The 23,196-nt window shown below is 61.7% G+C and carries 23 protein-coding genes; 13 read left to right on the top strand and 10 right to left on the bottom strand.

Annotation, left to right across the window (positions count from 1 at the left end):
- Positions 1 to 197 precede the first annotated feature (197 nt).
- The 9 genes from gcl to J3Q04_RS07305 all read left to right on the top strand — a co-directional run bounded on the left by gcl (position 198) and on the right by J3Q04_RS07305 (position 11,127).
- Positions 198 to 1,973, top strand: coding sequence for a glyoxylate carboligase (gene gcl, locus J3Q04_RS07345; protein ID WP_434560083.1), 1,776 nt, complete (start codon positions 198 to 200; stop codon positions 1,971 to 1,973).
- 75 nt (positions 1,974 to 2,048) lie between these two features.
- A complete protein-coding gene (hyi, locus tag J3Q04_RS07340; protein ID WP_434607185.1) occupies positions 2,049 to 2,831 on the top strand; it encodes a hydroxypyruvate isomerase in 783 nt (260 codons plus the stop codon).
- A gap of 161 nt (positions 2,832 to 2,992) precedes the next feature.
- Entirely contained in the window at positions 2,993 to 3,883 is an 891-nt protein-coding gene (locus tag J3Q04_RS07335) for a 2-hydroxy-3-oxopropionate reductase (protein WP_420766948.1), read from the top strand.
- A gap of 149 nt (positions 3,884 to 4,032) precedes the next feature.
- Positions 4,033 to 5,313, top strand: coding sequence for a glycerate kinase type-2 family protein (locus J3Q04_RS07330; protein WP_434607188.1), 1,281 nt, complete (start codon positions 4,033 to 4,035; stop codon positions 5,311 to 5,313).
- Complete coding sequence (gene pyk, locus J3Q04_RS07325; RefSeq protein ID WP_434607189.1) at positions 5,303 to 6,718, top strand: pyruvate kinase; 1,416 nt, start codon at positions 5,303 to 5,305, stop codon at positions 6,716 to 6,718. The genes J3Q04_RS07330 and pyk overlap by 11 nt, the downstream gene beginning before the upstream one ends.
- A 123-nt stretch (positions 6,719 to 6,841) precedes the next feature.
- Positions 6,842 to 7,744: an urea transporter gene (locus J3Q04_RS07320; RefSeq protein WP_434607191.1), complete on the top strand. Its 903-nt coding sequence runs from the start codon at positions 6,842 to 6,844 to the stop codon at positions 7,742 to 7,744.
- A 21-nt stretch (positions 7,745 to 7,765) separates the two neighbouring features.
- Positions 7,766 to 8,590, top strand: coding sequence for an ion transporter (locus tag J3Q04_RS07315; protein WP_420766952.1), 825 nt, complete (start codon positions 7,766 to 7,768; stop codon positions 8,588 to 8,590).
- 90 nt (positions 8,591 to 8,680) lie between these two features.
- The gene (locus tag J3Q04_RS07310) at positions 8,681 to 9,679 is read left to right on the top strand and encodes a sulfate ABC transporter substrate-binding protein (protein ID WP_434607193.1); all 999 of its coding nucleotides are present in this window, start codon (positions 8,681 to 8,683) and stop codon (positions 9,677 to 9,679) included.
- A gap of 248 nt (positions 9,680 to 9,927) precedes the next feature.
- A complete protein-coding gene (locus J3Q04_RS07305; protein ID WP_420766954.1) occupies positions 9,928 to 11,127 on the top strand; it encodes an MFS transporter in 1,200 nt (399 codons plus the stop codon).
- A gap of 65 nt (positions 11,128 to 11,192) precedes the next feature.
- Here the strand turns inward: J3Q04_RS07305 and J3Q04_RS07300 are convergent, their stop codons facing one another.
- The 4 genes from J3Q04_RS07300 to J3Q04_RS07285 form a co-directional block, all read right to left on the bottom strand.
- Complete coding sequence (locus tag J3Q04_RS07300) at positions 11,193 to 11,384, bottom strand: PLDc N-terminal domain-containing protein (protein ID WP_053149901.1); 192 nt, start codon at positions 11,382 to 11,384, stop codon at positions 11,193 to 11,195.
- A 71-nt stretch (positions 11,385 to 11,455) separates the two neighbouring features.
- Positions 11,456 to 11,986 (bottom strand): hypothetical protein, encoded by a 531-nt coding sequence (locus J3Q04_RS07295; protein WP_420766955.1) that lies wholly within the window; start codon positions 11,984 to 11,986, stop codon positions 11,456 to 11,458.
- A gap of 71 nt (positions 11,987 to 12,057) precedes the next feature.
- The gene (locus J3Q04_RS07290) at positions 12,058 to 12,576 is read right to left on the bottom strand and encodes an ankyrin repeat domain-containing protein (RefSeq protein WP_420766956.1); all 519 of its coding nucleotides are present in this window, start codon (positions 12,574 to 12,576) and stop codon (positions 12,058 to 12,060) included.
- Between the two features lie 95 nt (positions 12,577 to 12,671).
- On the bottom strand, positions 12,672 to 14,498 hold the full coding sequence (locus tag J3Q04_RS07285; protein WP_434607196.1) for a long-chain-acyl-CoA synthetase: 1,827 nt from the start codon (positions 14,496 to 14,498) through the stop codon (positions 12,672 to 12,674).
- Positions 14,499 to 14,854: 356 nt separating this feature from the next.
- Here J3Q04_RS07285 and J3Q04_RS07280 point away from each other — a divergent pair, with 356 nt between their 5' ends.
- On the top strand, positions 14,855 to 15,133 hold the full coding sequence (locus tag J3Q04_RS07280) for a DUF3509 domain-containing protein (RefSeq protein WP_030142324.1): 279 nt from the start codon (positions 14,855 to 14,857) through the stop codon (positions 15,131 to 15,133).
- A gap of 64 nt (positions 15,134 to 15,197) precedes the next feature.
- Here J3Q04_RS07280 and mtnC read toward each other — a convergent pair whose 3' ends face one another.
- Genes mtnC through aroC form a run of 5 tightly spaced genes read right to left on the bottom strand, consistent with a single transcriptional unit; the run spans position 15,198 to position 19,343 of the window.
- Positions 15,198 to 15,887: an acireductone synthase gene (gene mtnC / locus J3Q04_RS07275; RefSeq protein WP_434607199.1), complete on the bottom strand. Its 690-nt coding sequence runs from the start codon at positions 15,885 to 15,887 to the stop codon at positions 15,198 to 15,200.
- Between the two features lie 4 nt (positions 15,888 to 15,891).
- Entirely contained in the window at positions 15,892 to 16,437 is a 546-nt protein-coding gene (locus J3Q04_RS07270; RefSeq protein ID WP_434560101.1) for a 1,2-dihydroxy-3-keto-5-methylthiopentene dioxygenase, read from the bottom strand.
- 17 nt (positions 16,438 to 16,454) lie between these two features.
- Positions 16,455 to 17,075, bottom strand: a complete 621-nt coding sequence (locus tag J3Q04_RS07265) for a methylthioribulose 1-phosphate dehydratase (RefSeq protein WP_434607201.1) — start codon at positions 17,073 to 17,075, stop codon at positions 16,455 to 16,457.
- Entirely contained in the window at positions 17,072 to 18,217 is a 1,146-nt protein-coding gene (locus J3Q04_RS07260; protein ID WP_434564133.1) for an MFS transporter, read from the bottom strand. Before J3Q04_RS07260 ends, J3Q04_RS07265 begins: the two co-directional genes overlap by 4 nt.
- Before the next feature lie 34 nt (positions 18,218 to 18,251).
- Complete coding sequence (gene aroC, locus J3Q04_RS07255) at positions 18,252 to 19,343, bottom strand: chorismate synthase (protein ID WP_434560105.1); 1,092 nt, start codon at positions 19,341 to 19,343, stop codon at positions 18,252 to 18,254.
- Between the two features lie 129 nt (positions 19,344 to 19,472).
- Between aroC and J3Q04_RS07250 the strand changes: the two genes are divergently transcribed.
- Both J3Q04_RS07250 and J3Q04_RS07245 read left to right on the top strand, forming a co-directional pair.
- The gene (locus tag J3Q04_RS07250) at positions 19,473 to 20,438 is read left to right on the top strand and encodes an alpha/beta hydrolase (protein ID WP_434607203.1); all 966 of its coding nucleotides are present in this window, start codon (positions 19,473 to 19,475) and stop codon (positions 20,436 to 20,438) included.
- A 110-nt stretch (positions 20,439 to 20,548) separates the two neighbouring features.
- Entirely contained in the window at positions 20,549 to 21,346 is a 798-nt protein-coding gene (locus tag J3Q04_RS07245) for a hypothetical protein (RefSeq protein ID WP_420766963.1), read from the top strand.
- Between the two features lie 85 nt (positions 21,347 to 21,431).
- Here J3Q04_RS07245 and prmB read toward each other — a convergent pair whose 3' ends face one another.
- On the bottom strand, positions 21,432 to 22,340 hold the full coding sequence (gene prmB / locus J3Q04_RS07240; protein WP_420766964.1) for a 50S ribosomal protein L3 N(5)-glutamine methyltransferase: 909 nt from the start codon (positions 22,338 to 22,340) through the stop codon (positions 21,432 to 21,434).
- Between the two features lie 253 nt (positions 22,341 to 22,593).
- On the opposite strand from prmB, the gene J3Q04_RS07235 reads away from it, so the two are divergent.
- Positions 22,594 to 23,184, top strand: coding sequence for a cysteine hydrolase family protein (locus tag J3Q04_RS07235; protein ID WP_420766965.1), 591 nt, complete (start codon positions 22,594 to 22,596; stop codon positions 23,182 to 23,184).
- The last annotated feature ends 12 nt before the right edge of the window (positions 23,185 to 23,196 follow it).

Below are 23,196 nucleotides of genomic sequence, written 5' to 3'. Positions count from 1 at the left end.
AGAACACAACACGTTGTGTTTTTGTATACAATAATTTTCTCAAACCCACCTTATTCAGCAAAGAGCCGTTATAAACCAGCTCGGCCGACGAATGAAACAGCTGCTTGAGGAAAGGGATTGACCTGCGCCATCCGCCGTGAATAAACTCTTCGCACAGCCACTTGTATACAATTACAAAACGTAAGAGGCACAAAATAATGAGCAAAATGAGAGCAATCGAAGCCGCCGTTCTGGTGATGCGCCGTGAAGGCGTGGACACCGCCTTCGGCATCCCGGGTGCTGCGATCAACCCGCTGTACTCCGCCCTGCAGAAGGTGGGTGGCATCGATCACGTCCTTGCTCGCCACGTTGAAGGTGCCTCGCACATGGCCGAGGGCTACACCCGGACTAAGGCCGGCAACATCGGCGTGTGCATCGGCACCTCGGGCCCGGCTGGTACGGACATGGTGACCGGCCTCTACAGCGCGTCGGCCGACTCGATTCCGATCCTGTGCATCACCGGACAAGCGCCCCGCGCCCGGATGCACAAGGAAGACTTCCAGGCTGTGGATATCACCAGCATCGTCAAGCCAGTGACCAAGTGGGCCACCACTGTCCTGGAACCCGGCCAGGTGCCCTATGCCTTCCAGAAGGCTTTTTATGAAATGCGCTCCGGCCGTCCCGGCCCGGTGCTGATCGACCTGCCGTTCGACGTGCAGATGGCCGAGATCGAATTCGACATCGACGCCTACCAGCCGCTGCCCCTGGCCAAACCCGCGGCCAACCGCGTGCAGATCGAGAAAGCCCTGGCAATGCTCAATCAGGCCGAGCGCCCCTTGCTGGTGGCCGGTGGCGGCATCATCAACGCCGATGCCAGCGACCTCCTGGTGGAATTCGCCGAGCTGACCGGCATCCCGGTCATTCCTACGTTGATGGGCTGGGGCACCATCCCCGACGATCACCCGTTGATGGTCGGCATGGTCGGCCTGCAGACCTCGCATCGCTATGGCAACGCTACGTTGCTCAAGTCTGACGTCGTGCTGGGCGTCGGCAACCGCTGGGCCAACCGTCACACCGGTTCGGTGGATGTCTACACCGAAGGCCGCACGTTCATTCACGTCGACATCGAACCCACCCAGATCGGCCGTGTATTCACCCCCGACCTGGGCATCGTCTCCGACGCCGCTTCGGCCCTGACCGTGTTTATCGAGGTGGCCCGTGAATGGCAAGCGGCCGGCAAGCTGAAGAACCGCACCGCCTGGCTGCAGGACTGCCAGCAACGCAAGGCCAGCCTGCAACGCAAGACCCACTTCGACAACGTGCCGGTCAAGCCGCAGCGTGTCTACGAGGAAATGAACCAGGTGTTCGGCAAGGACACCTGCTACGTCAGCACCATCGGCCTGTCGCAGATCGCCGGGGCGCAGTTTCTTCACGTCTACAAGCCACGCCATTGGATCAACTGCGGCCAGGCCGGTCCCTTGGGCTGGACCATCCCAGCCGCCCTGGGAGTGGTCAAGGCCGATCCGAACCGCAAAGTCGTAGCGCTGTCGGGCGACTATGATTTCCAGTTCATGATCGAAGAATTGGCGGTGGGCGCGCAGTTCAAGCTGCCGTACATCCATGTCGTGGTGAACAATTCCTACCTGGGCTTGATCCGCCAGGCCCAGCGCGGTTTCGACATGGACTACTGCGTGCAGCTGTCGTTCGACAACCTCAATGCCCCGGAACTCAACGGCTATGGCGTTGACCACATCGCCGTCGCTGAAGGCCTGGGCTGCAAGGCTCTGCGAGTGTTCGAACCGTCTGGCATCCAGCCGGCACTGCGCAAGGCTCAGGAAATGATTGAGGAATTCAAGGTGCCGGTGATCGTCGAGATCATTCTGGAACGCGTGACCAACATTTCCATGGGCACCGAGATTAACGCCGTCAATGAATTTGAAGACCTGGCGCTGGTAGGCAACGATGCACCTACGGCCATCTCATTGCTCGACTGACCGAGTGGCCCCCTTGTGGGAGCGAGTAAGCTCGCTCCCACAAGGGGGCCTGCCAACTATCCACAGGAGACAACCATGCCGCGTTTCGCCGCCAACCTGTCCATGCTGTTCACCGAACAGGATTTTCTCGCCCGTTTCGAAGCGGCCGCCAAGGCCGGTTTCAGTGGAGTCGAATACCTGTTCCCCTACGATTACAGCTCTGCCGAACTCAAGGCCCTGCTCGACGCCAACGGCCTGACCCAGGTGCTGTTCAACCTGCCGGCCGGCAATTGGGCCGACGGTGAGCGCGGCATTGCTTGCCTGCCGGACCGAGTCGAAGAGTTCCGCGCCGGGGTCGACCTGGCGATCGCCTACGCAAAAGTGTTGGGCAATACCCAGGTCAATTGCCTGGCCGGGATTCGTCCACAGAAGTGCGACGAGGCACTGGCGGAAAAAACCTTCGTCGCCAATCTCAAATACGCCGCCGAAAAGCTGCAAGGCGAAGGCATCAAGTTGGTCATGGAAGCCATCAATACCCGCGACATCCCGGGCTTCTACCTGAACAACACGGCCCAGGCCCTGTCGATCCGCGAGCAGGTGGGCAGCGCCAATCTGTTCCTGCAATACGACATCTACCACATGCAAATCATGGAAGGCGACCTGGCCAGGACCCTGTCGGCGCACCTGGGCGAGATCAACCATGTGCAATTGGCGGACAACCCGGGCCGCAACGAGCCGGGCACCGGCGAGATCAACTACCGCTTCCTGTTCGAACACCTGGATCGCATCGGCTACCAGGGTTGGATCGGCTGCGAATACAAGCCGCTCACTACGACCGAAGCAGGTTTGGGCTGGTTGAAAACCCATAACGCAATCTGACTGGCGAGAGCTCGTGTGGCGAGGGAGCTTGCTCCCGCTCGGCTGCGAAGCAGACGCATGTTTTTTCACCGATGGATTTCTGGGGCCGCTTCGCGGCCCAGCGGGAGCAAGCTCCCTCGCCACAGAGTCCGTGGGCACTTTAATAAGAGAGGATTTTTCTCATGGCTAAAATCGGATTCATCGGCACCGGCATCATGGGCCACCCAATGGCTCTCAACCTGCAAAAAGCCGGTCACAGCCTGTTCCTGACCCAGCACCACGACGCCGCCCCGGCCGATCTCGTGGCCGGTGGCGCGGTGGCATTGGCCAATCCTCGGGAAGTCGCCCAGGAAGCCGAATTCATCATCGTCATGGTCCCGGACACGCCACAGGTCGAGGACGTGCTGTTTCGCGCCGATGGCGTCGCGGCCGGCGTGGGTGCGGGCAAGGTAGTGATCGACATGAGCTCGATCTCGCCGACCGCCACCAAGACCTTCGCGGCGAAAATCAATGAAAGGGGCGCGCAGTACCTTGACGCCCCGGTGTCTGGCGGCGAAGTCGGCGCCAAGGCCGCGACCCTCAGCATCATGGTCGGTGGCGACAACGCTGCCTTCGAACGAGCCTTGCCGCTGTTCCAGGCCATGGGCAAGAACATCACCCTGGTCGGTGGCAACGGCGACGGCCAGACCGCCAAAGTGGCGAATCAGATCATCGTTGCCCTGAACATCCAGGCCGTGGCCGAAGCCCTGTTGTTCGCCTCGAAAAACGGTGCCGACCCCGCCAAGGTCCGTGAAGCGCTGATGGGTGGTTTCGCTTCGTCGAAGATCCTCGAAGTCCATGGCGAGCGCATGATCAAGGGCACCTTCGACCCGGGCTTCCGCATCAGCCTGCACCAGAAGGACCTGAACCTGGCCCTGCAAGGCGCCAAGGAACTGAACATCAACCTGCCCAACACCGCCAACGCCCAGCAAGTGTTCAGCACCTGCGCGGCCATCGGCGGCAGCAACTGGGACCACTCGGCGTTGATCAAAGGGCTGGAGCATATGGCGAATTTCTCGATTCGCGACAACTGACACTCAAATAACCCTGTGGGAGCGAGCTTGCTCGCGATAGCGGTCGTTCAGTCAGCATCATTGTTGGTTCTGAAATAGCCATCGCGAGCAAGCTCGCTCCCACAGGAGTCTGCGTTGCCCTCAAATAACAAGAATCTCGGGAGCCCGCCATGTCGGTCGATCCGCAACAACTGCTGCGCGAGCTGTTTGCCACAGCCATCGACGCGGCTCATCCGCAGCAAGTCCTCGAACAATACCTGCCCAGCGACCGCAGCGGCCGAGTGATCGTCATCGGGGCCGGTAAGGCGGCGGCGGCCATGGCGCAAGTGGTCGAGCGTTGCTGGCAAGGCGAGGTCAGCGGCCTGGTGGTGACCCGCTACGGCCATGGCGCGCCCTGCCAGAAAATCGAAGTGGTCGAAGCCGCTCACCCTGTGCCGGACGCCGCGGGCCTGGAAGTGGCCGGACGGGTGCTCGAACTCGTCAGCAACCTCAATGAAGACGACCGGGTGATTTTCCTGCTGTCCGGCGGGGGCTCGGCGTTGCTGGCCTTGCCAGCGGCCGGCATCACCCTGGCCGACAAACAATCGATCAACAAAGCCTTGCTCAAATCCGGCGCCACCATTGGTGAGATGAATTGCGTGCGCAAACACCTCTCGGCCATCAAAGGCGGACGCCTGGGCAAGGCCTGCTGGCCGGCGACGGTGTACACCTATGCGATTTCCGATGTGCCCGGCGATCTCGCCACGGTCATCGCGTCCGGCCCCACCGTGGCCGACCCCAGCACCTCGGCCGAGGCCCTGGCGATTCTCAAGCGCTACAACATTGAAGTGCCGGCCTCGGTACGCACCTGGCTGCAAAGCCCGGAATCGGAAACCGTCAAACCCGGAGACCCAAGCCTGGCCCGCAGTCATTTCCAACTGATCGCTCGCCCCCAGCAATCCTTGGAAGCCGCAGCCGTGAAGGCGCGCCAGGCTGGTTTCAGCCCATTGATCCTCGGTGACCTGGAAGGCGAATCCCGGGAGGTGGCAAAGGTCCATGCCGGCATCGCCCGGCAAATCGCCCTGCACGGCCAACCGTTGGCGGCGCCGTGCGTGATCCTTTCCGGCGGCGAAACCACCGTCACCGTGCGCGGCAACGGCCGTGGCGGGCGCAACGCCGAATTCCTGCTGAGCCTGACCGACAGCCTCAAGGGCCATCCCGGCATCTATGCGCTGGCCGGCGACACCGATGGCATCGACGGCTCCGAGGACAATGCCGGCGCCCTCATGACGCCTGACAGTTATCGCCGCGCCGCCGAGCTGGGCCTCAACGCCAGCGACGAGTTGGACAACAATAACGGCTACGGCTACTTCGCCGCGTTGGACGCGCTGATCGTCACCGAACCGACCCGCACCAACGTGAACGACTTTCGCGCCATCCTGATCCTCGAGACCCCAAAAAATGACGCCTGATAAAAAGGTCAAGATCCTCGCGACCCTCGGCCCTGCCACCCGTGGCATCGATGACATCCGCGAACTGGTGCAGGCCGGTGTGAACATCTTTCGCCTGAACTTCAGCCACGGTGATCACGCCGACCACGCCCAGCGCTATCAGTGGATTCGCGAAGTCGAGCAGCAGCTCAATTATCCGCTGGGCATCCTGATGGACTTGCAGGGCCCGAAGCTGCGGGTTGGCAAATTCGCCGACGGCAAGGTGCTGCTGCAACGGGGCCAGGCCCTTCGACTGGACCTGGACCCGACGCCGGGCGATCAACGCCGGGTGAACCTGCCTCACCCAGAGATTATCGCGGCGTTGGAGCCTGGCATGGACTTGTTGCTGGACGACGGCAAGCTGCGCCTGCGGGTAATCACCCAGCATGCCGACGCCATCGACACCGAGGTGCTTAACGGCGGCGAACTGTCGGACCGCAAGGGCGTGAACGTGCCCCAGGCCGTGCTTGACCTGAGCCCGCTGACCGCCAAGGACCGCCGCGACTTGAGCTTCGGCCTGGAGCTGGGCGTCGATTGGGTGGCGCTGTCGTTCGTGCAGCGCCCCGAGGACATCCGCGAAGCCCGCGCGCTGATCGGCGACAAGGCGTTCCTGATGGCCAAGATCGAGAAACCCTCGGCTGTCACCCAATTGCAAGAGATTGCCGAACTGAGCGACGCGATCATGGTGGCCCGTGGTGATCTCGGCGTCGAGGTGCCGGCCGAGAGCGTGCCGCATATCCAGAAAAACATCATCGGCGTCTGCCGTGCCCTGGGCAAACCGGTGGTGGTGGCCACGCAGATGCTGGAGTCGATGCGGTTCTCCCCGGCGCCGACCCGCGCCGAAGTCACCGACGTTGCCAACGCCGTGGCCGAAGGTGCCGATGCGGTGATGCTGTCGGCGGAAACCGCCTCTGGCGATTACCCCCTCGAAGCCGTGCAGATGATGAGCAAGATCATCCGCCAGGTGGAAAACGGCCCCGACTACCAGGCGCAACTGGACGTCAGCCGGCCGAAAGCCGAGGCGACAGTGTCGGACGCCATCAGTTGCGCGATTCGCCGGGTCAGCAACGTCCTGCCGGTGGCGGTGCTGGTGAATTACAGCGAGTCGGGCAGCTCCAGCCTGCGGGCCGCACGGGAACGGCCGACAGTGCCGATCCTCAACCTCACGCCGAACCTGCAGGCCGCTCGCCGCCTGACCGTGGCCTGGGGCGTGCATTCGGTGGTCAACGATCGGCTGCGGCAGGTGGATGAAGTGTGCTCCACGGCGCTGGAAATCGCCCAGGCCCAAGGCATGGCCCAGCGTGGCGACACCTTGCTGATCACGGCGGGCGTGCCGTTCGGGCAGCCGGGGTCCACCAACTCGTTGCGCATTGAGACGTTGATCTAGCGCCTGTACTGGCCCTATCGCGAGCAAGCTCGCCCCACACTGGATTTGCGGCGATCACAAACCCCCTGTGGGAGCGAGCTTGCTCGCGATGAAGGCGACTCGGTCCCTCTGACATCACCTATCATGCCCAACCCCCACTGCCCCGACTGGGCCACCGCCCTGCTCAACGGCTTCAGCCAGATTTTCCTCCAGCGCCATCCGCTGTGCGGCTTGCTGTGCCTGTTGGCCATCCTGCTCACCGCACCCACCTTGCTCGGCGGTGCGCTGCTGGGCGGCGTGGCTGGATTGCTGACGGCGCAACGACGCGGCTATACCAAGGAAGATCGACAAGCTGGCCTCTTCAGCTACAACGGCATCCTGCTGGGATTGCTGTTGAGCCTGGCCCTGCCGTGGTCGGTGTTGCTGCCACCGTTGATCATCGCCGGTGGCGGCCTCGGTGCGATGCTGACCCAACAATGGCTCAAGCGAACCACCGGCCCTCGCTGCTTGCCCGCCTACACCGCGCCCTTCGTGGGGATGGGCTGGTTGTTGCTGGGTTTCCCCCCGCCATCGCCCTCACCCGCGGCGCTGGACATGACGTTACCCGATCTGTTGACGGCCCCTTTGATCGGGCTGGGCCAGGTCATGTTTCTCGACCAGCCGTTGGCCGGAGCGCTGGTCGCGATCGGCCTGTTGATCGCCAATCGCCGCGCCGCTGGCTGGGCGCTGTTCGGCTCCGTCGTCGGCCTTGGGTTCGCCTGGCTACAACACGACAGTAGCCTCGCCCTGTCCGGATTGGGCGGCTATAACCCGGCGCTGGTGGCCGTGGCCCTGGGTCAACGGGCCCGTGGACCATGGAAGCCGCTGACGGGCATTTTACTGGCGGTCTTTCTCACGCCGGGCTTCGCCGCCCTGGGCCTGGCCCCACTGACAGCGCCATTCATCCTCGCCTGCTGGCTGGTTCACTCAACAGAGCGGCTCTGGCACCAGGCCATCCTTGATAACGAGCCTTGCGCTCTGCGGGGCAATCGCCCTAGGCTTCGCTGATCATCGATTCAGGCGAAGGTTATGGACAGCAGCAACAACTGGCGTGAACGCCTCTATGTGATCATTTTCCAGACCGACACCGTGGCCGGCCGGCGCTTCGACAGTACGCTGCTGCTGATCATCCTTGCCAGCCTGGTGATCGTGATGCTCGACAGCATCGACAGCGTGCACAAGAACTACGCGGCCCTGCTGGCCTACATCGAATGGGGCTTTACCTTCATCTTTCTCGTCGAGTACGTCCTACGCCTGTACTGCTCGCCGAAACCGCTGCGCTATGCCTTCAGTTTCTATGGATTGGTGGACCTGCTGGCAATCGTGCCGGGCATCCTGGCGCTGTACTACAGCGATGCCCAATACCTGTTGATCGTGCGGATCATTCGCATGCTGCGGATCTTCCGGGTGCTCAAGCTCAGCCCGTACCTCAAGCAAGCCAACTACCTGATGGCGGCGCTACGGGGCAGCAAGCAGAAAATCATCGTGTTCCTCGTCAGCGTCTCGACCCTAGTGACCGTATTCGGCACGCTGATGTACGTCATCGAGGGCCCCGAGCACGGTTTCACCAGCATTCCCAAGGGCATCTATTGGGCTATCGTGACATTGACCACCGTAGGATTTGGCGACATCGTGCCCAAGACACCCCTGGGCCAAGTGGTGTCGTCGCTGGTGATGATCACCGGTTACTCGATCATCGCCGTGCCCACGGGTATTTTCACGGCTGAACTCGCCACGGCCATGCGGGGCGACCAGCTCAAGCACGATTGCCCGGTGTGCAGCAAAAACAACCATGAACATGGCGCTGCTTTCTGCTCTCGTTGCGGTAATGCACTTTTCAAGAAAACGGAATAAGCAAAGCACTTTTAAATTCTTGAAGGCCTATAGACTTGCCATTAGTGTGCTGGCTACTCGCCCGCCTCCCCCTATAAAAAGGAATTCGCAGTGAAGAACTTCTTTGGCGCCTCCCTTCTCGCCGCCGGCCTGACCTTCGGCAGCCTGGCCAACGCCGCCCCAACCCTGCTGAACGTTTCCTACGACGTAATGCGCGATTTCTACAAGGACTACAACGCTGCGTTCCAGAAGCACTGGCAAGCCGAGCACAAAGAGAACATCACCGTACAGATGTCCTTCGGCGGCTCCAGCAAGCAGGCGCGTTCGGTGATCGATGGGCTGCCTGCGGATGTCATCACCATGAACATGGCCACCGACATCAATGCCTTGGCGGACAACGGCAAGCTGGTTCCGGAAAACTGGGTCACCCGTTTGCCGAACAACAGCGCGCCGTTCACCTCGGCCACGGTCTTCATCGTGCGCAAGGGCAACCCGAAAGCGCTCAAGGACTGGCCTGATCTGCTCAAGGACGGCGTGCAGGTGATCGTGCCCAACCCGAAAACCTCCGGCAATGGTCGCTACACCTACCTGTCGGCGTGGGGTTACGTGCTCAAGAACGGCGGCGACGAGAACAAGGCCAAGGATTTCGTCGGCAAGCTGTTCAAACAAGCCCCCGTGCTGGACACCGGCGGCCGCGCCGCGACGACGACCTTCATGACCAACCAGATTGGCGACGTGTTGGTGACCTTTGAGAACGAAGCGGAAATGATCGCCCGCGAGTTTGGCCGCGACCAGTTCGAAGTGGTCTACCCAAGCGTGTCCGCCGAAGCCGAGCCGCCAGTGAGCGTCGTGGATAAAGTGGTCGAGAAAAAAGGCTCCCGCGAAGCCGCCGAGGCGTACCTCAAATACCTGTGGTCACCCGAAGGCCAGGAAATTGCCGCCGCCAACTACCTGCGTCCGCGGGATCCGGCCGTGCTGGCCAAATACACGGACCGCTTCCCGAAAGTTGATTTCCTGTCGGTGGAAAAAACCTTCGGTGACTGGCGCTCCGTGCAGAAAACTCACTTCAATGACGGTGGGGTTTTCGATCAGATCTATAGCGGACAGTAAGACTCGACTCACATAAACACCGCCTGTCAGCCAAGCCCCACCCTGTGGGAGCGAGCTTGCTCGCGATACGGTCTGTCTGCATCAACGATGCTGAATAAGCAGCCGCTATCGCGAGCAAGCTCGCTCCCACAGGAATTTGATGGCCATCATTAATCCCGGGCATGACTGATATCAGCCGCAAAGCCTGTTCCAGAGGCCTGCAAGTCTTTAGCCTCACGCCATCCTTTCAATCGATCGACGAGATTGCCATGAGTGCTCATCCCTCCTCGCCCGGCGTCACCCTGACCCGCGGCATGGTCCTGCTGTTCGCCTTCTGCTGCGGCGCCATCGTCGCCAACATCTACTACGCCCAACCCATCATCGAACTGATCGCTCCCGACGTCGGCCTGTCCAGCACCATGGCCAGCCTGATCGTCTCGCTGACCCAGATCGGTTATGCCCTGGGCCTGTTTTTCCTGGTGCCATTGGGCGATCTGCTGGAAAACCGGCGCTTGATGATCCTCACCACCGTGGTCGCGATAGCCAGCCTACTGGGTGCGGCCTTCACCGATCAGCCGAATGTGTTCCTGCTGGTCTCGCTACTGGTTGGCTTCAGTTCTGTCTCGGTGCAAGTGCTGATTCCACTGGCAGCGCACCTGGCACCCGAGGAATCCCGGGGACGGGTTGTCGGTGGGATCATGGGCGGCCTGTTGCTTGGAATTCTGCTGGCGCGGCCGATCTCCAGCGTCGTCGCCGATCATTTCGGCTGGCGGGCGATGTTCATGATCGCCGCCGTGCTGATGGCGGCCATCAGCATCGTCCTGGCGCTGACCGTGCCCAAGCGCCAGCCCGATCACAGCGCTTCCTACGGCCAGCTGCTGGGATCGCTCGGCACCTTGTTGCGCCAACAACCGCAGTTGCGTCAACGGGCGTTCTACCAGGCTTGCATGTTCGCCACGTTCAGCCTGTTCTGGACCGCCGCGCCCTTGGAGCTGGCGCGCAACCATGGTCTCACCCAGACGGAGATCGCCTTGTTCGCCCTGGTCGGCGCCATCGGTGCCATAGCCGCACCCATAGCCGGGCGCCTGGCGGATGCCGGTCACACCCGCGTCGCTTCGCTGCTGGCGATGCTGTTCGCCAGCTTGAGTTTCCTGCCCGCCTTCATTCACCCGGCCTACAGCGTGATTGGCCTGGCGGTGACCGGCGTGGTCCTGGATTTCTGCGTACAGATGAACATGGTCCTGGGCCAACGCACCATCTACGCCCTCGACGCCAAAAGTCGCAGCCGACTGAACGCGCTGTACATGACCAGCATCTTCGTCGGCGGTGCGTTCGGTTCGTCCATCGCCAGTGCGGTCTACGAACACGGCGGCTGGCTGTGGGTGGTGATCGTCGGCAGCGCCTTCCCGCTGCTGGCTTTGCTGCGTTTCTTGAGCGCTTCGCAGAAGGCCTCGTTGGCGACAGCCTGATAACGGCGCGCAAATAAAAATGCCCGACAGGTCATGACCTGTCGGGCATTTTTTTTATCGGGCGGTCAGACCCGCACGTTGCCACGCGGCCCGGCAATCGCCCAGATGATCAGGCCCAACACCGGCAGCAGCAGGATCAGCAGTACCCAAAGGACTTTCGCCCCGGTGCCCGCGCCACTCTTGAGTACGTTGATGATCGCCCAGATATCGAGCGCCAGGATAATCAGGCCAATCAGGCCGTTGAAAGTGGAACCCATGGTGTCGCTCCCGAATGGTGATATGCCCATTTAGGATAGCGGCCCCTGGGCAAGGGTTCCGTTTTATTGCTTCAGACGTGAACCGCGACCTTGAGCGCTTCCAAGGACGGTGCCGCGGCGATGCCCACCTCGGCGCACAACTCCAGCACGCGCGGCACGTCGTTGCCGTACACCAGCACCATCTGCAATTCATCGTCGAGCAACTGGCTGAAATTCATCAGCACGTAGCCACCGTTTTCCTTGTTCAGGCTGCTCATCTGGATCTGGATGCGGTTGAGTGCGGTCAGGGCTTCAGTCTTGGCCAGTTGCTTGGGCTTGAGGTTGAACGCGACGCCGGGGCCGAACGAGGCGACGATCTGCTCGAACAACTCGACGTAGGTATCCGCCTGGAACAACACGGTATCGGGCAAGCTGCCCACCACCACCCACTCGCCCAGCGCGATGGGGAAAGTGTCGTCGTAATTGATGTCCGGGTTGGCCGCCAGGAACGCCACCGGGTCGGCGTAGGCCTGGGCCGCCTCATCGGCAATCTTCTCGATGTCCGCCTCGCCCAGGCAGCCGGAGCTGATTTTGCTGATGAGTTCGATGAGTACGGCTTTCATGGGCGGATCCTGTGGCGATGTGTTTTTTTCGGGCGCGAAGGATAGCGCATCCCCCACTCCCTTTGGCGAGGTCAGCCCAACAACTTCTCCAATTGCGCCGTGGTGTCCACCGCGCCCATGGTCCTGGCCGCGTCCAGTGCCGAGACGCCGTTGGCATCCTTGGCCTTCGGGTCGGCGCCTTTGCCGATCAGGTAATCGACGATTTCGACTCGGTTGAACATCGCCGCCATCATCAATGCCGTGCGACCGTCGAACGAGGAACCTTCCACTTGCGCGCCACCGTCCACCAGGGCTGAAACCACCGCAAGGTCACCCTTGAACGCTGCACCGGCAATGGGACTCTGACCGTTGTCGTTGCGGATTTCCGGATCGGCCTTGTGTTCCAGCAAGACTTTTACCGTCTCGACATGCCCGTGGTACGCGGCCAGCATCAGCAAGGTATCGCCCTTGTGATTGCGCAAGTTCGGCGGCAAGCCCTTGCTCAGCAGCGCGGCCATCATCGCGGCGTCGCCCTGGCGGGCAACGTTGAAGACCTGCTCGGCAAATTCCGCTGCTTCTTCCGGGGTCATCTGGCGGCTTGTATCAGACATGGGAAAACTCCATCAGGCTCATCACAAAGCCGCTAGTTTCCCGAGGGACTCCGGGGCTGTCATCCCTTTTTTCTCTGCGATGCTCATAGCCAGAATCAATAGCGGTACTGTCCCCCTTGGATGCGCATCGCCAATTGCCGGTCCACGGGCACATAGGTCGAGGTCTCGGGCAGCCAGGCGTAGATCGGCTCATCGCCTGTCTGGCACGGGTCGAAAGCCTCGGTCTTGAGACGGGTTTTGCGGTATTTGAAGGTGCCGGTGGTGTCCATCTTCACCTTGATGCGCAAGAACAGCGGTACCGCGTAGGCGGGCAGTTTGCACTGGAGAAACCGCAGCAGTTCATTGAAATCCAGGGTCGCCAGGGATTCGGCCGGTGTGATCGCGGCCATGCCGGCGCGACCATTGGTGCCGTTGATCTCGACGCCATAGGCCACCGCCTCGGCAATCTGCGGATGTTGCAGCAACACGTTCTCGACTTCCGTGGTGGAGACGTTTTCGCCTTTCCAGCGGTAGGTGTCGCCGAGACGATCGACGAACTGCCCGTGGCCGAAACCGATGTTGCGCAGCAAATCACCGGTGTTGAAATAACGGTCGCCCGGGACGAAAACGTCCCGGTGGATGGTTTTCTCGGTCTTCGCCGGATCGGTATAGCCATCCAGCGGCGCCTTTTCGTCGATGCGCGCCAATAGCAGGCCCGGTTCGCCCTTGGGGACTTTTTGCATGCGGCCTTGCAGGTTGCGCAAGGGCGCGCCGCTGTCGTGATCGTATTGCACGAGCTCCCAGGCCATCAGTGAAAACCCGACCGTATTATCGAAGTTCAGGATGTTGGTAAACCCGATGTTGCCGTCGCTGGCCGCGTAAAGTTCACAGATGTGGTCAACGCCGAAACGTGTCTTGAACGCCGCCCAGGCGTCAGGGCGCAGGCCATTGCCGATCATTTTCGTCACGCGGTGCTGCCGGTCCGTGATGCTGGCAGGCTGATCGACCAGGTAACGGCACAGCTCACCGACGTAACCCAGGGTCGTCGCTCGATACTTTCTCACGTCGCTCCAGAACTGGCTGGCGCTGAACTTGCGGCGGATCGCGAATCCCGAGGCACCGCAGATCGCCGCGCCCCAGCACACACATAACCCGGTGGCGTGATACAGCGGCAGCGTGCAATAGACAATGTCGTCGGGCTGCATGTCCAAGGCGATCAGGCCGAAACTGGTGGACGTGCGCATCCAGCGGCCGTGGCGGAACACCCCCGCCTTCGGTAGCCCCGTGGTGCCGGAGGTGTAGAGATAGAAACAGGGATCGTTGAAAAACACCTGCTGGCTGCTGGCCGGGTCGGCGCCGGGGAATTGCTGGCTTGTGCCCATCAGGTCGACAAATCCGGACGGCGCCGAGGAGGCATCCTGGTCCGCCACCCACCACGTTCGAGCATCCGGTAGCGCGGTTCGACCGCGCACATCGTTGAACACTGCGACCCGCTCATCCCCGACCACCACCGCAACAGGCGCGACCAATGCGAGGCTGTGGACCAGTGCATCCCCCGTTTGCGAGGTATTGATCATCGCGCTGACCGCGCCGACTTTCGCCACCGCCAGCACCGTGATCAGCAATTGTGGACGGTTCTCGATGAAAATCGCTACGCAGTCGCCCTTCGCGACGCCTCGCGCCAACAAGCAATGGGCGATGCGATTGGCCTGCTCGTTGACCTGTGCATAACTCAGCACCGTATCGCCACACAGTAGCGCCGGGCCTCGGGGGTTGCGTAGCGTGGCTTGTTCGAAGCACCAACCCAGGCCGCAGGGCTGCGCGGGGTCCTGGACGTTGGCGAGTTTCATGCCTTTGACAATGCGGGGAACAGCTCTGGCGATGGCGGGCAACTTGCGCAACATCATGCCCCAGGTAATAGCGTCGCTGGGTGTACGACTCATGGGTGATCCTTCCCCGGCCGACCTTATGGGTCGCGGTTCTTGTGTGGGGTTATGCGAAATCTGGATCGAAAGTACGCCAGCGATTCCAAGGCTGTACACGCGGTTTTTGCAATGTTTTGTATCCGCTGCATGGAACAGGCGAAGCGTGAGCGCGGGGACACGGTTTGGTTCCAAAAATAATTGTCGGACCACGCAAAATGCAGGATGCACGATGGCCGTTCATGCAACTTGCACGAAAGCAAAAATATAGATATTTATTAAGCCATTGTTTTAAAAGGATTTTTTAACAAATCAAATACTGGCACAGACACTGCAACTACCCCTCCACGGTTTGCCATACCATGGAGCAATGAACGATGAACATGATTCAAGAGAAGTTTGCATCGCTGTTTTCCAACTACGAAGTCACTACCCAGGCACGCCCGGATGGCGGGATCCTGCTGACCTTGCGCAACAGCGACGGCAAACTGTTCAAACGCACGATTTCCTATGCGCAATTGCACGCCGGGGACCAGTTGTCCTGGGCCATCAGTGCCATTCGCCGCGATCTGGCTGAACAAGCCAGCGAATTGCCGCCTGTGGCGATGCTGCAAAGCCAGCATCGTTTCGCGCTACCGACCTATCACAGCGCCTGACACGCTGTGCCGGGATCAGGCCTGGAGCTTATGGCTCCATGGCCTGATTTTTTTTGTCCGCCGTTCAAGCGCCGAACCGGGACGGATCGATTCGAGCAAAACTTTCAACGGTTTCGTGCCCGGACAGGTCGCCCCCGTCACGCGCCAGGCCACACGTGGCCATCCCGGCGCCACGAGCCGCGTCTAGTTCCTGGACGATATCCGACAGAAACAGGATTTCCCCCGGCGCGACACCCACCGCCTCGCTGATCCGCTGGTAGGACTGCACGTCCCGCTTGGGCCCCGAGGTCGTGTCGAAATAACCGCTGAACAGCGGCGACAGGTCACCGGCTTCGGAGCAACCGAAAATCAACTTTTGCGCCTGGATCGAGCCCGAGGAATACACAAACAACCGGTAGCCTTGCTGATGCCAATGTTTCAGCGCATCCACCGCATCCGGATAAACGTGACCTTTCAATTGCCCGGCCTCGTAGCCCTGCTCCCAGACCATGCCTTGCAACGCCTTGAGCGGCGTAGCCTTGCGGTCCTCGGCGATCCAGCCCAAGAGGATCGCGATAACCCGTTCGATATCAGCGTCCGGCTCGCCGCTGTCCCGACGCACCGCGTCCAATTGTTGAGCAACGTCGGCGCGCCCGGCGTTGTGGCGGATAAAGTCCGGCAGGTGCTCGGCGGCATAGGGAAACAGCACGTCGAAGACAAAACTCACCGCGCTGGTGGTGCCCTCGATATCGGTGAGGATGGCTTTGATCGTCACGACGTCAGTCCTCCAGGCGCGGGAAGCGGCTGGCGATGTCATCGCCGGTGAATTTCGCGACCCAGCCTTCCGGGTTGTTGAACAGGCGAATGGCGACAAAATGCGGGTGCTCGCCCATGTCGAACCAGTGCGGGGTACCGGCGGGCACCGAGATCAGGTCGTTCTTCTCGCACAGGACCGCGTAGACGTAATCGTCGATGTGCAAGGTAAACAGGCCCCGACCGGCGACGAAAAATCGCACCTCGTCCTCGCCATGCCGGTGTTCATCAAGAAACTTGGCCCGCAGTTCGGCTTTCTGGGGATGGTCGCTGTTGAGGCTGATGACGTCGACCGTGACGTAGCCGCGCTCGGTCATCAATTGGTCGATCTGGGACTTGTAGGCGGCGATCACCTCTTCCGGGCTGGCGCCGGGCTGGATTTTCGCCGCGGCTTCCCAACGGTCGAACCGCACGCCCTTTTCGGCCAGGGTCGAGGCGATGTCCTCGAAGTGGGTCAGTACCTTGTTCGGGATCTCGGGACTTGAGACGTGGTAGACGGACAGGCTGCTCATGGCAATGGCTCCAGCAATTATCGGTTCAGGAGTGCGCGGGTCTTGAGTTCGCACTCGAACAGGAATTCGAACGCTTCGATCTGGCGCAGCGCATCGTTCATGCCCGCCCCCCAGGTGTACAGGCCGTGGCCACGGATCAGGTAGCCGGCGCAATCGGGATGCGCGTCCAGCCAGGGTTGGACCTTGGCGGCCAGGCGCGCGATGTCCTGGTCGTTGTCGAAAATCGGCACGCGGACCCGGGACTCATGGGTCGTGACGCCGCTGAAGGCTTTTTGCAGTTCATAGTCTTCAAAGTCAAGGAACGCTTCGCCGGTCAGGCGCGACAGCACCGTGGCGTTTACCGAGTGGGTATGCAGCACCGCGCCGATCTGTGGGCGCCAGCGATACAGCTGGGTGTGCAGCAAGGTTTCAGCCGACGGTTTCTTGCCCGGCTCCAGGCTGTTGCCATCCAGGTCGGTGGCGAGCACATCGTCGATGCCCAACTGCCCTTTGTGCTTGCCCGACACGGTGAGCAAGGCTTGGTCGGGCGCTAAACGGGTCGAATAATTGCTGCTGGTGGCCGGGGACCAACCGCGACCGTACAAAAAACGCCCGGCGTCGATGATCTGCTGGGCGAGCTGTTCACGGGTAAGGCTCATGGCCTGTCCTCTTGCATGCGTGTGGCAATGATAACGGCTGCAGCGAAGGCTGCGAGGCTGGCGATGTTGAATGTCCAACCGGCGCCCATGGCATTCCAGCTATAGCCGGAGTACAACGCCCCCAGCGCTCCACCGGTGCCGGCCAGTGCGGCGTACAGCGCCTGGCCCTGACCTTGTTGGCGCGGGCCGAAACTACGTTGCACGAAATGGATGGCAGCGGCGTGAAAGCTGCCGAACGTCGCGGCGTGGAGCACCTGGGCAAACAATAATACCCAGAGGAATTCGGCCAGCGAGCCGAGCAGCAACCAGCGCAGCGCCGCCAACAGGAAACTGACCATCAGCACCCGACGCACGGAATACCGCGCCAGGATCCGGCTCATGAACAGGAACACCAACACTTCGGCCACGACGCCGACGGCCCAGAGCACGCCGATCAATCCACGGCTGTAGCCCAGGCGCTCCAGGTGCAGCGTCAGGAAGGTGTAATACGGCCCGTGGCTCATTTGCATCAGGCCGACGCAGGCATAAAACGCCAGCACCCCCGGGTTGCGCAACTGCCGCAGGAATCCGTCCCCGGCCACCCGCGGCCCCTGCACCGGCTGAGCGTTGGGCACCCAGAAGCTGCTCAGCACGATGCCACCCATGATCAAGGCCAGGGCCACCGGATAAATGTCCAGGCTCAGCCATTGGAACAGGCGGCCGAGCACAACGACCGTGATGATGAACCCGATGGAGCCCCACAGGCGGATCTGGCTGTAGCGCGAGGCTTGTCCGCTCAAGTGAGCCAGGGTGATGACTTCGAACTGCGGCAGCACCGCGTGCCAGAAGAATGCATGCAGCGCCATGACCATCGCCAGCCAGGCGTAGCTTTTGTCGATGAAGATCAGGGAGAAGCTCAGCAGCGTGCAGATCGCGCCGAACCGCACGATCGCCAGGCGCCGGCCCGTGTAGTCCCCCAGCCACCCCCAGAGATTCGGCGCCACGCAGCGCATCAGCATGGGGATCGCCACCAGCTCGCCGATGCGTGCCGCGTTGAACCCCAGGTGATCGAAGTACAGCGCCAGGAACGGCGCAGTGGAACCGAGCAACGCGAAATAGAACAGGTAGAAACTGGAAAGCCGCCAGTACGGCAACGCCGCCATGGTCGTCAGGCCACGGCGGTCGGCAGGCCAGCCATCAAAGCTGACCCAGCACCGGGGTGCCGACGTGAACGTCGGCATTCTGGCCGCGATGGCGCAACAGATGATCCATCAGCACGATGGCCATCATCGCTTCGGCGATCGGCGTGGCGCGGATGCCCACGCACGGATCATGGCGGCCCTTGGTGATGACGTCCACCGGGTTGCCATGGATATCGATGGAGCGCCCCGGCGTGGTGATGCTGGACGTCGGCTTCAAGGCCAGGTGCGCGACGATCGGCTGGCCCGACGAGATGCCGCCGAGAATCCCACCGGCGTTATTGCTCAGGAAACCTTGTGGCGTCAGTTCGTCACGATGTTCGGTGCCGCGCTGGGCGACGCAGGCGAAACCGGCGCCGATTTCCACGCCCTTCACCGCGTTGATGCTCATCAGCGCGTGGGCCAGCTCGGCGTCGAGACGGTCAAAGATCGGCTCGCCAAGGCCAGGCATCACGCCTTCGGCGACCACGGTGATCTTCGCGCCAACCGAATCCTGGTCCCGGCGCAGCTGGTCCATGTAGGCCTCCAACTCCGGCACCTTGTCCGGGTCGGGGCTGAAGAAGGCATTCTGTTCGACCGAGTCCCAGGTCTTGAACGGAATTTCGATCGGGCCCAGTTGGCTCATGTAGCCGCGGATGACGATGCCCTGGCTGGCCAGGTATTTCTTGGCGATCGCCCCGGCCGCCACGCGCATCGCGGTTTCCCGGGCCGAGCTGCGCCCGCCGCCGCGGTAGTCGCGCTCGCCGTACTTGTGATGGTAGGTGTAGTCGGCGTGAGCCGGGCGGAACAGATCCTTGATGGCCGAGTAGTCCTTGGACTTCTGGTCGGTGTTACGGATCAGCAGGCCAATGGCACAGCCGGTGGTGCGCCCCTCGAAGACGCCGGAAAGGATTTCGACCTCATCGGCTTCCTGGCGCTGGGTGGTGTGGCGGCTGGTGCCGGGCTTGCGGCGGTCCAGGTCACGCTGAAGGTCGTCCAGGGAAATCTCCAGGCCCGGCGGGCAGCCGTCGACAATGGCGACCAACGCCGGGCCATGGCTTTCGCCCGCGGTGGTGACGGTGAACAGCTTGCCGTAGGTATTGCCGGACATGCAGGGTGCTCCGAGAAATCGCTGAGAAATCGAGATGGGCGCCAGTATACGCAGGCTCCCCGAGTAGTTCATCCTCGAACCTTATCAGTGCCCGCCAGTCCAACCGGCACCTTCGCAACTCATGGCGTCATGATGTTAAAACTGTTTGTGTTGAGCCTTACCCTCTTCACGGGCCTGGTCTGCGGCGTCGCCCAGGCCACCGTCCTGCAACGTCCCATCAGCCTCGACACCGGCAACGGTGAACTTTTCGGCTCCCTGCTGCTGCCAAAGTCCGACACGCCGGTGCCCGTCGTCCTGATCATTTCTGGCTCAGGCCCTACGGATCGTGACGGAAACAACCCCGAAGGCGGGCGCAATGACAGCCTCAAGCGCCTGGCCTGGGTGTTGGCCCGGCAGAACATCGCCAGCGTGCGCTACGACAAGCGCGGGGTGGCCGCCAGCCTCGCCGCCACACCGGACGAACGCAACCTGAGCGTCGAAGCCTACGTAGCCGACGCCGTGGCCTGGAGCCACAAGCTGGCCGCCGATCCTCGCCTGGGCCCACTGATCCTGCTGGGCCACAGCGAAGGGGCGCTGATCGCCAGCCTCGCCGCGCCCCAGGCCAACGCGGCGGCGGTCATCTCGGTGGCCGGCAGCGCGCGCCCCATCGACGAGGTCTTGCGCCAGCAACTCAGCGCCCGCCTGCCACCGCCGCTGATGCTGCGCAGCAACGAGTTGCTCGACAGCCTCAAGGCCGGCCGTCCCGACCCGAATGTTCCTGCGCAACTGCAGGTCATCTTTCGCCCCAGCGTGCAGCCTTACTTGATCTCGCTGTTCCGCCAGGATCCGGCCCAGGCCTTCGCAGCCCTGAAAATGCCGGCGCTGATCATCCAGGGCAGCCACGATATCCAAGTCAGCGTCGACGATGCCCGGCAATTGAAAGTGGCCAAGCCCGACGCCGAACTGGCGCTGATCAAGGGCATGAACCATGTGATGCGCATCGTGCCCAACGACGTCAAGCGGCAACTGGCCTCCTACAAGGATCCGAACCTGCCCCTGGCGGCGGAGCTCAGTGCCCACATCCTGAGTTTTATTGGCACGTTGGCCGCCCGTTAAGCGCGTTTGGTGGCCTATAGCCCTCTAGTCTTGGCAAATCCGGCCGATAAACCGGTGTCGGACAGCGCAATGGCTGCCGACAAGCCGGCCTGGACAGGATTTTTGCCGTTATGACTGAGACTCAGACTTCTCCCGACATCGCCGCCGAAGCGGCCGCGCCAGCAGGCCCATCGGCGCCCGAGCTGCCTTGGACGGACGTTGAGGCCGAACATCACAAGATGCTTCGGCTGGCCCCGCTCAAGACCGATCGCGCCACCGGTGCGCGGCCGCTGCGGTTTGTCGAGTTCAGCTATGCCGAGCGCCATAGCAAGGAACGCAGCTTGCTGCGCATGAGCATTCAGTTGCCCGGCCAGCGAGTGCGCAAGGAACAGAATCACCTCGACGTGTGGGCCGACCACGTCGAGAAACGCCTGTTCTTCTCGCCCGACAGCTTGCAAGTCGAGCCCTTGAACCGGGGCATTGGCCGCTTCCTCGCCGCCCAGGGCATCACTTGGGCCAAGAAGCGTTGGTCGACCTATCGGGTTGACGGCACTGACCTGAACAATAAGGACGCGCTGAACGAAGACACCCGCTTGCGTCGTGATCACTTCCTCAAAGCCCACGGCTTCGAAGTGGTCTACGCCGATGCCCAACACCTCAAGGGCAGCGTCAAGCAAGCCCAGGTTGGCGAGCTGCTGGGCGACTGGAACACCGAGAAGCTGCAGTTCGTCGAGATTCTCGAAGCCGCGCAGATGTTGCAACAGGCCGAGCAGAATCTGGCGGAGCAGGAAGTCAAGCTGCAGAAGCAGGAAGAGAAGGTCAATAAGTTCAAGCGTGAAGACACGGGCCTGCGCTTCACCATCACCTGCCTGGTGGCGTTTGCGATGTTCCAGGCCGGGTTGCTGATCTGGATTGCTACACGGCATTGATGGCTGCTCAGAAGTGTCTGACGCAACTCCCGTGGCGAGAGGATTTATCCCCTCGCCACGAATGGGGTCGCCCACACAGCCAGCGTCAAACCCGCGAAGCGAACAACGCCTGGTGCTCACGGCATTGCTCGGCGCTGAGCATGAACACGCCGTGCCCACCGCGCTCGAACTCCAGCCAGGCGAAGTCGACTTCTGGATAAAGCGCCTCGACATGAACCTGGCTGTTGCCCACTTCGACGATCAACAATCCTTTGTCCGTCAGATGATCGGCCGCCTCGGCGAGCATCCGGCGTACCAGGTTCAAACCGTCGTCGCCACAGGCCAGGCCCAGCTCAGGCTCGTGCTGGTATTCCTGAGGCATGTCGGCGAAATCTTCCGCGTCGACGTAGGGCGGGTTCGACACGATCAGGTCGAAACGTTGCCCAGGAAGCCCATCGAAACCATCGCCCTGGACGGTAAACACCCGTTCGTCCACACCGTGGCGCTCGATGTTCTGGTTGGCGACTTCCAGCGCTTCGAACGACAGGTCGGCCAACACCACCTCGGCCTCGGGGAACTCATAGGCGCAGGCAATCCCGATGCAACCGGAGCCGGTACACAAGTCGAGGATTCGCGCGGGCTCCTGGCCCAGCCAAGGCTCGAAGCGTTTTTCGATCAACTCGCCAATGGGCGAACGAGGAATCAGCACGCGTTCGTCGACGATGAACGACATGCCGCAGAACCAGGCCTCGCCCAACAGGTAAGCGGCCGGAATGCGCTCAGCGATACGTCGGCGCAGCAGACGCTGCACATGCACCAACTCCTCGTCTTCTAGACGGCAGTCCAGGTAGCTGTCGGCAATTTCCCAAGGCAGGTGCAACGCGCCCAGGACTAGCTGGCGCGCTTCGTCCCAGGCGTTGTCGGTGCCATGGCCAAAGAACAGATCCTCCCCATGGAAACGGCTGACGGCCCAACGGATATGGTCGCGCAGGGTACGAAGGCGGGAAGTGATCACGGCGGCAAACTCCAGGAAAATCGACGGGCGAGTCTACCAGCCAAACGCATGCCTACCCAAACGCGCTCCAAGGACGACAGTAAATATCGCTGCAATCGTAGGATCCTTCCGTTTTCCGTCAACCCTATTGAACAAGATGCCTGTCTTGACAAGGCTGTAGGCCAGCAACGACGGTGCTTGTGATGGAAGCGATTCACAGAACCGCTCCGCCAGAGGACAATGTCGCAAAAGCCCCACTCGAAGGAGCCCCAGAATGTCCGTTCCAAAAACGATGTTTCAACTCAGCGGCCGCGGTTACGCAGCGGCCAACCTGAGTCAAGCGACCCTGATCATCATCGATGCCCAGAAAGAATACCTCGCCGGCCCCCTCGCCCTGAGCGGCATGGATGCGGCGGTCGCGAACATCAAGCAATTGCTCGGCGCTGCCCGCGCCGCCGGCCGGCCGATCGTACATGTGCGCCACCTGGGCACCCATGGCGGGCTGTTCGATCCACAGGGCGAGCGCGGCGAATTCATTCCGGGCCTTGAACCCCAGGGCGACGAAACCGTGATCGAAAAACTGCTGCCGAGCGCTTTCCACGGCACTGACCTGAAGAAGCGCCTGGAAGACCTCGGTCCCCTGGACCTGATCGTCTGTGGTTTCATGAGCCACTCCAGCGTCAGCACCACGGTGCGGGCAGCCAAGAACCTGGGTTTTCGTTGCACCCTGGTCGAGGACGCCTGCGCCACTCGTGATCTGCCGCACAAGGGCGGCGTACTCAGCGCCGACCACGTGCACCAGACCGAAATGGCGATCATGGCAGACAACTTCGCCACACTGGCCTTGACCCACGATTTCACCTGATAGCGCTCGATG

The sequence above is a fragment of the Pseudomonas sp. D4-21 genome, from assembly GCF_051132125.1.
Classification (GTDB): Bacteria; Pseudomonadota; Gammaproteobacteria; order Pseudomonadales; family Pseudomonadaceae; genus Aquipseudomonas.
The sequence above is the reverse complement of the archived record's forward strand: the minus strand, read 5'-3'. Positions and strand labels throughout refer to the sequence as shown.

What these genes read in the sequence shown, in the direction of transcription:
- J3Q04_RS07265 (WP_434607201.1), bottom strand. Translation starts at nt 17,075, where the DNA reads ATGAGCCTTACCCGTGAACAGCTCGCCCAGCAGATCATCGACGCCGGG.
- J3Q04_RS07300 (WP_053149901.1), bottom strand. Translation starts at nt 11,384, where the DNA reads ATGGGTTCCACTTTCAACGGCCTGATTGGCCTGATTATCCTGGCGCTC.
- J3Q04_RS07260 (WP_434564133.1), bottom strand. Translation starts at nt 18,217, where the DNA reads ATGGCGGCGTTGCCGTACTGGCGGCTTTCCAGTTTCTACCTGTTCTAT.
- J3Q04_RS07235 (WP_420766965.1), top strand. Translation starts at nt 22,594, where the DNA reads ATGTCCGTTCCAAAAACGATGTTTCAACTCAGCGGCCGCGGTTACGCA.
- J3Q04_RS07280 (WP_030142324.1), top strand. Translation starts at nt 14,855, where the DNA reads ATGAACATGATTCAAGAGAAGTTTGCATCGCTGTTTTCCAACTACGAA.
- gcl (WP_434560083.1), top strand. Translation starts at nt 198, where the DNA reads ATGAGCAAAATGAGAGCAATCGAAGCCGCCGTTCTGGTGATGCGCCGT.
- J3Q04_RS07290 (WP_420766956.1), bottom strand. Translation starts at nt 12,576, where the DNA reads ATGTCTGATACAAGCCGCCAGATGACCCCGGAAGAAGCAGCGGAATTT.
- J3Q04_RS07335 (WP_420766948.1), top strand. Translation starts at nt 2,993, where the DNA reads ATGGCTAAAATCGGATTCATCGGCACCGGCATCATGGGCCACCCAATG.
- hyi (WP_434607185.1), top strand. Translation starts at nt 2,049, where the DNA reads ATGCCGCGTTTCGCCGCCAACCTGTCCATGCTGTTCACCGAACAGGAT.
- J3Q04_RS07245 (WP_420766963.1), top strand. Translation starts at nt 20,549, where the DNA reads ATGACTGAGACTCAGACTTCTCCCGACATCGCCGCCGAAGCGGCCGCG.
- aroC (WP_434560105.1), bottom strand. Translation starts at nt 19,343, where the DNA reads ATGTCCGGCAATACCTACGGCAAGCTGTTCACCGTCACCACCGCGGGC.
- J3Q04_RS07250 (WP_434607203.1), top strand. Translation starts at nt 19,473, where the DNA reads ATGATGTTAAAACTGTTTGTGTTGAGCCTTACCCTCTTCACGGGCCTG.
- J3Q04_RS07270 (WP_434560101.1), bottom strand. Translation starts at nt 16,437, where the DNA reads ATGAGCAGCCTGTCCGTCTACCACGTCTCAAGTCCCGAGATCCCGAAC.
- J3Q04_RS07305 (WP_420766954.1), top strand. Translation starts at nt 9,928, where the DNA reads ATGAGTGCTCATCCCTCCTCGCCCGGCGTCACCCTGACCCGCGGCATG.
- J3Q04_RS07320 (WP_434607191.1), top strand. Translation starts at nt 6,842, where the DNA reads ATGCCCAACCCCCACTGCCCCGACTGGGCCACCGCCCTGCTCAACGGC.
- J3Q04_RS07295 (WP_420766955.1), bottom strand. Translation starts at nt 11,986, where the DNA reads ATGAAAGCCGTACTCATCGAACTCATCAGCAAAATCAGCTCCGGCTGC.
- J3Q04_RS07330 (WP_434607188.1), top strand. Translation starts at nt 4,033, where the DNA reads ATGTCGGTCGATCCGCAACAACTGCTGCGCGAGCTGTTTGCCACAGCC.
- J3Q04_RS07315 (WP_420766952.1), top strand. Translation starts at nt 7,766, where the DNA reads ATGGACAGCAGCAACAACTGGCGTGAACGCCTCTATGTGATCATTTTC.
- pyk (WP_434607189.1), top strand. Translation starts at nt 5,303, where the DNA reads ATGACGCCTGATAAAAAGGTCAAGATCCTCGCGACCCTCGGCCCTGCC.
- J3Q04_RS07285 (WP_434607196.1), bottom strand. Translation starts at nt 14,498, where the DNA reads ATGAGTCGTACACCCAGCGACGCTATTACCTGGGGCATGATGTTGCGC.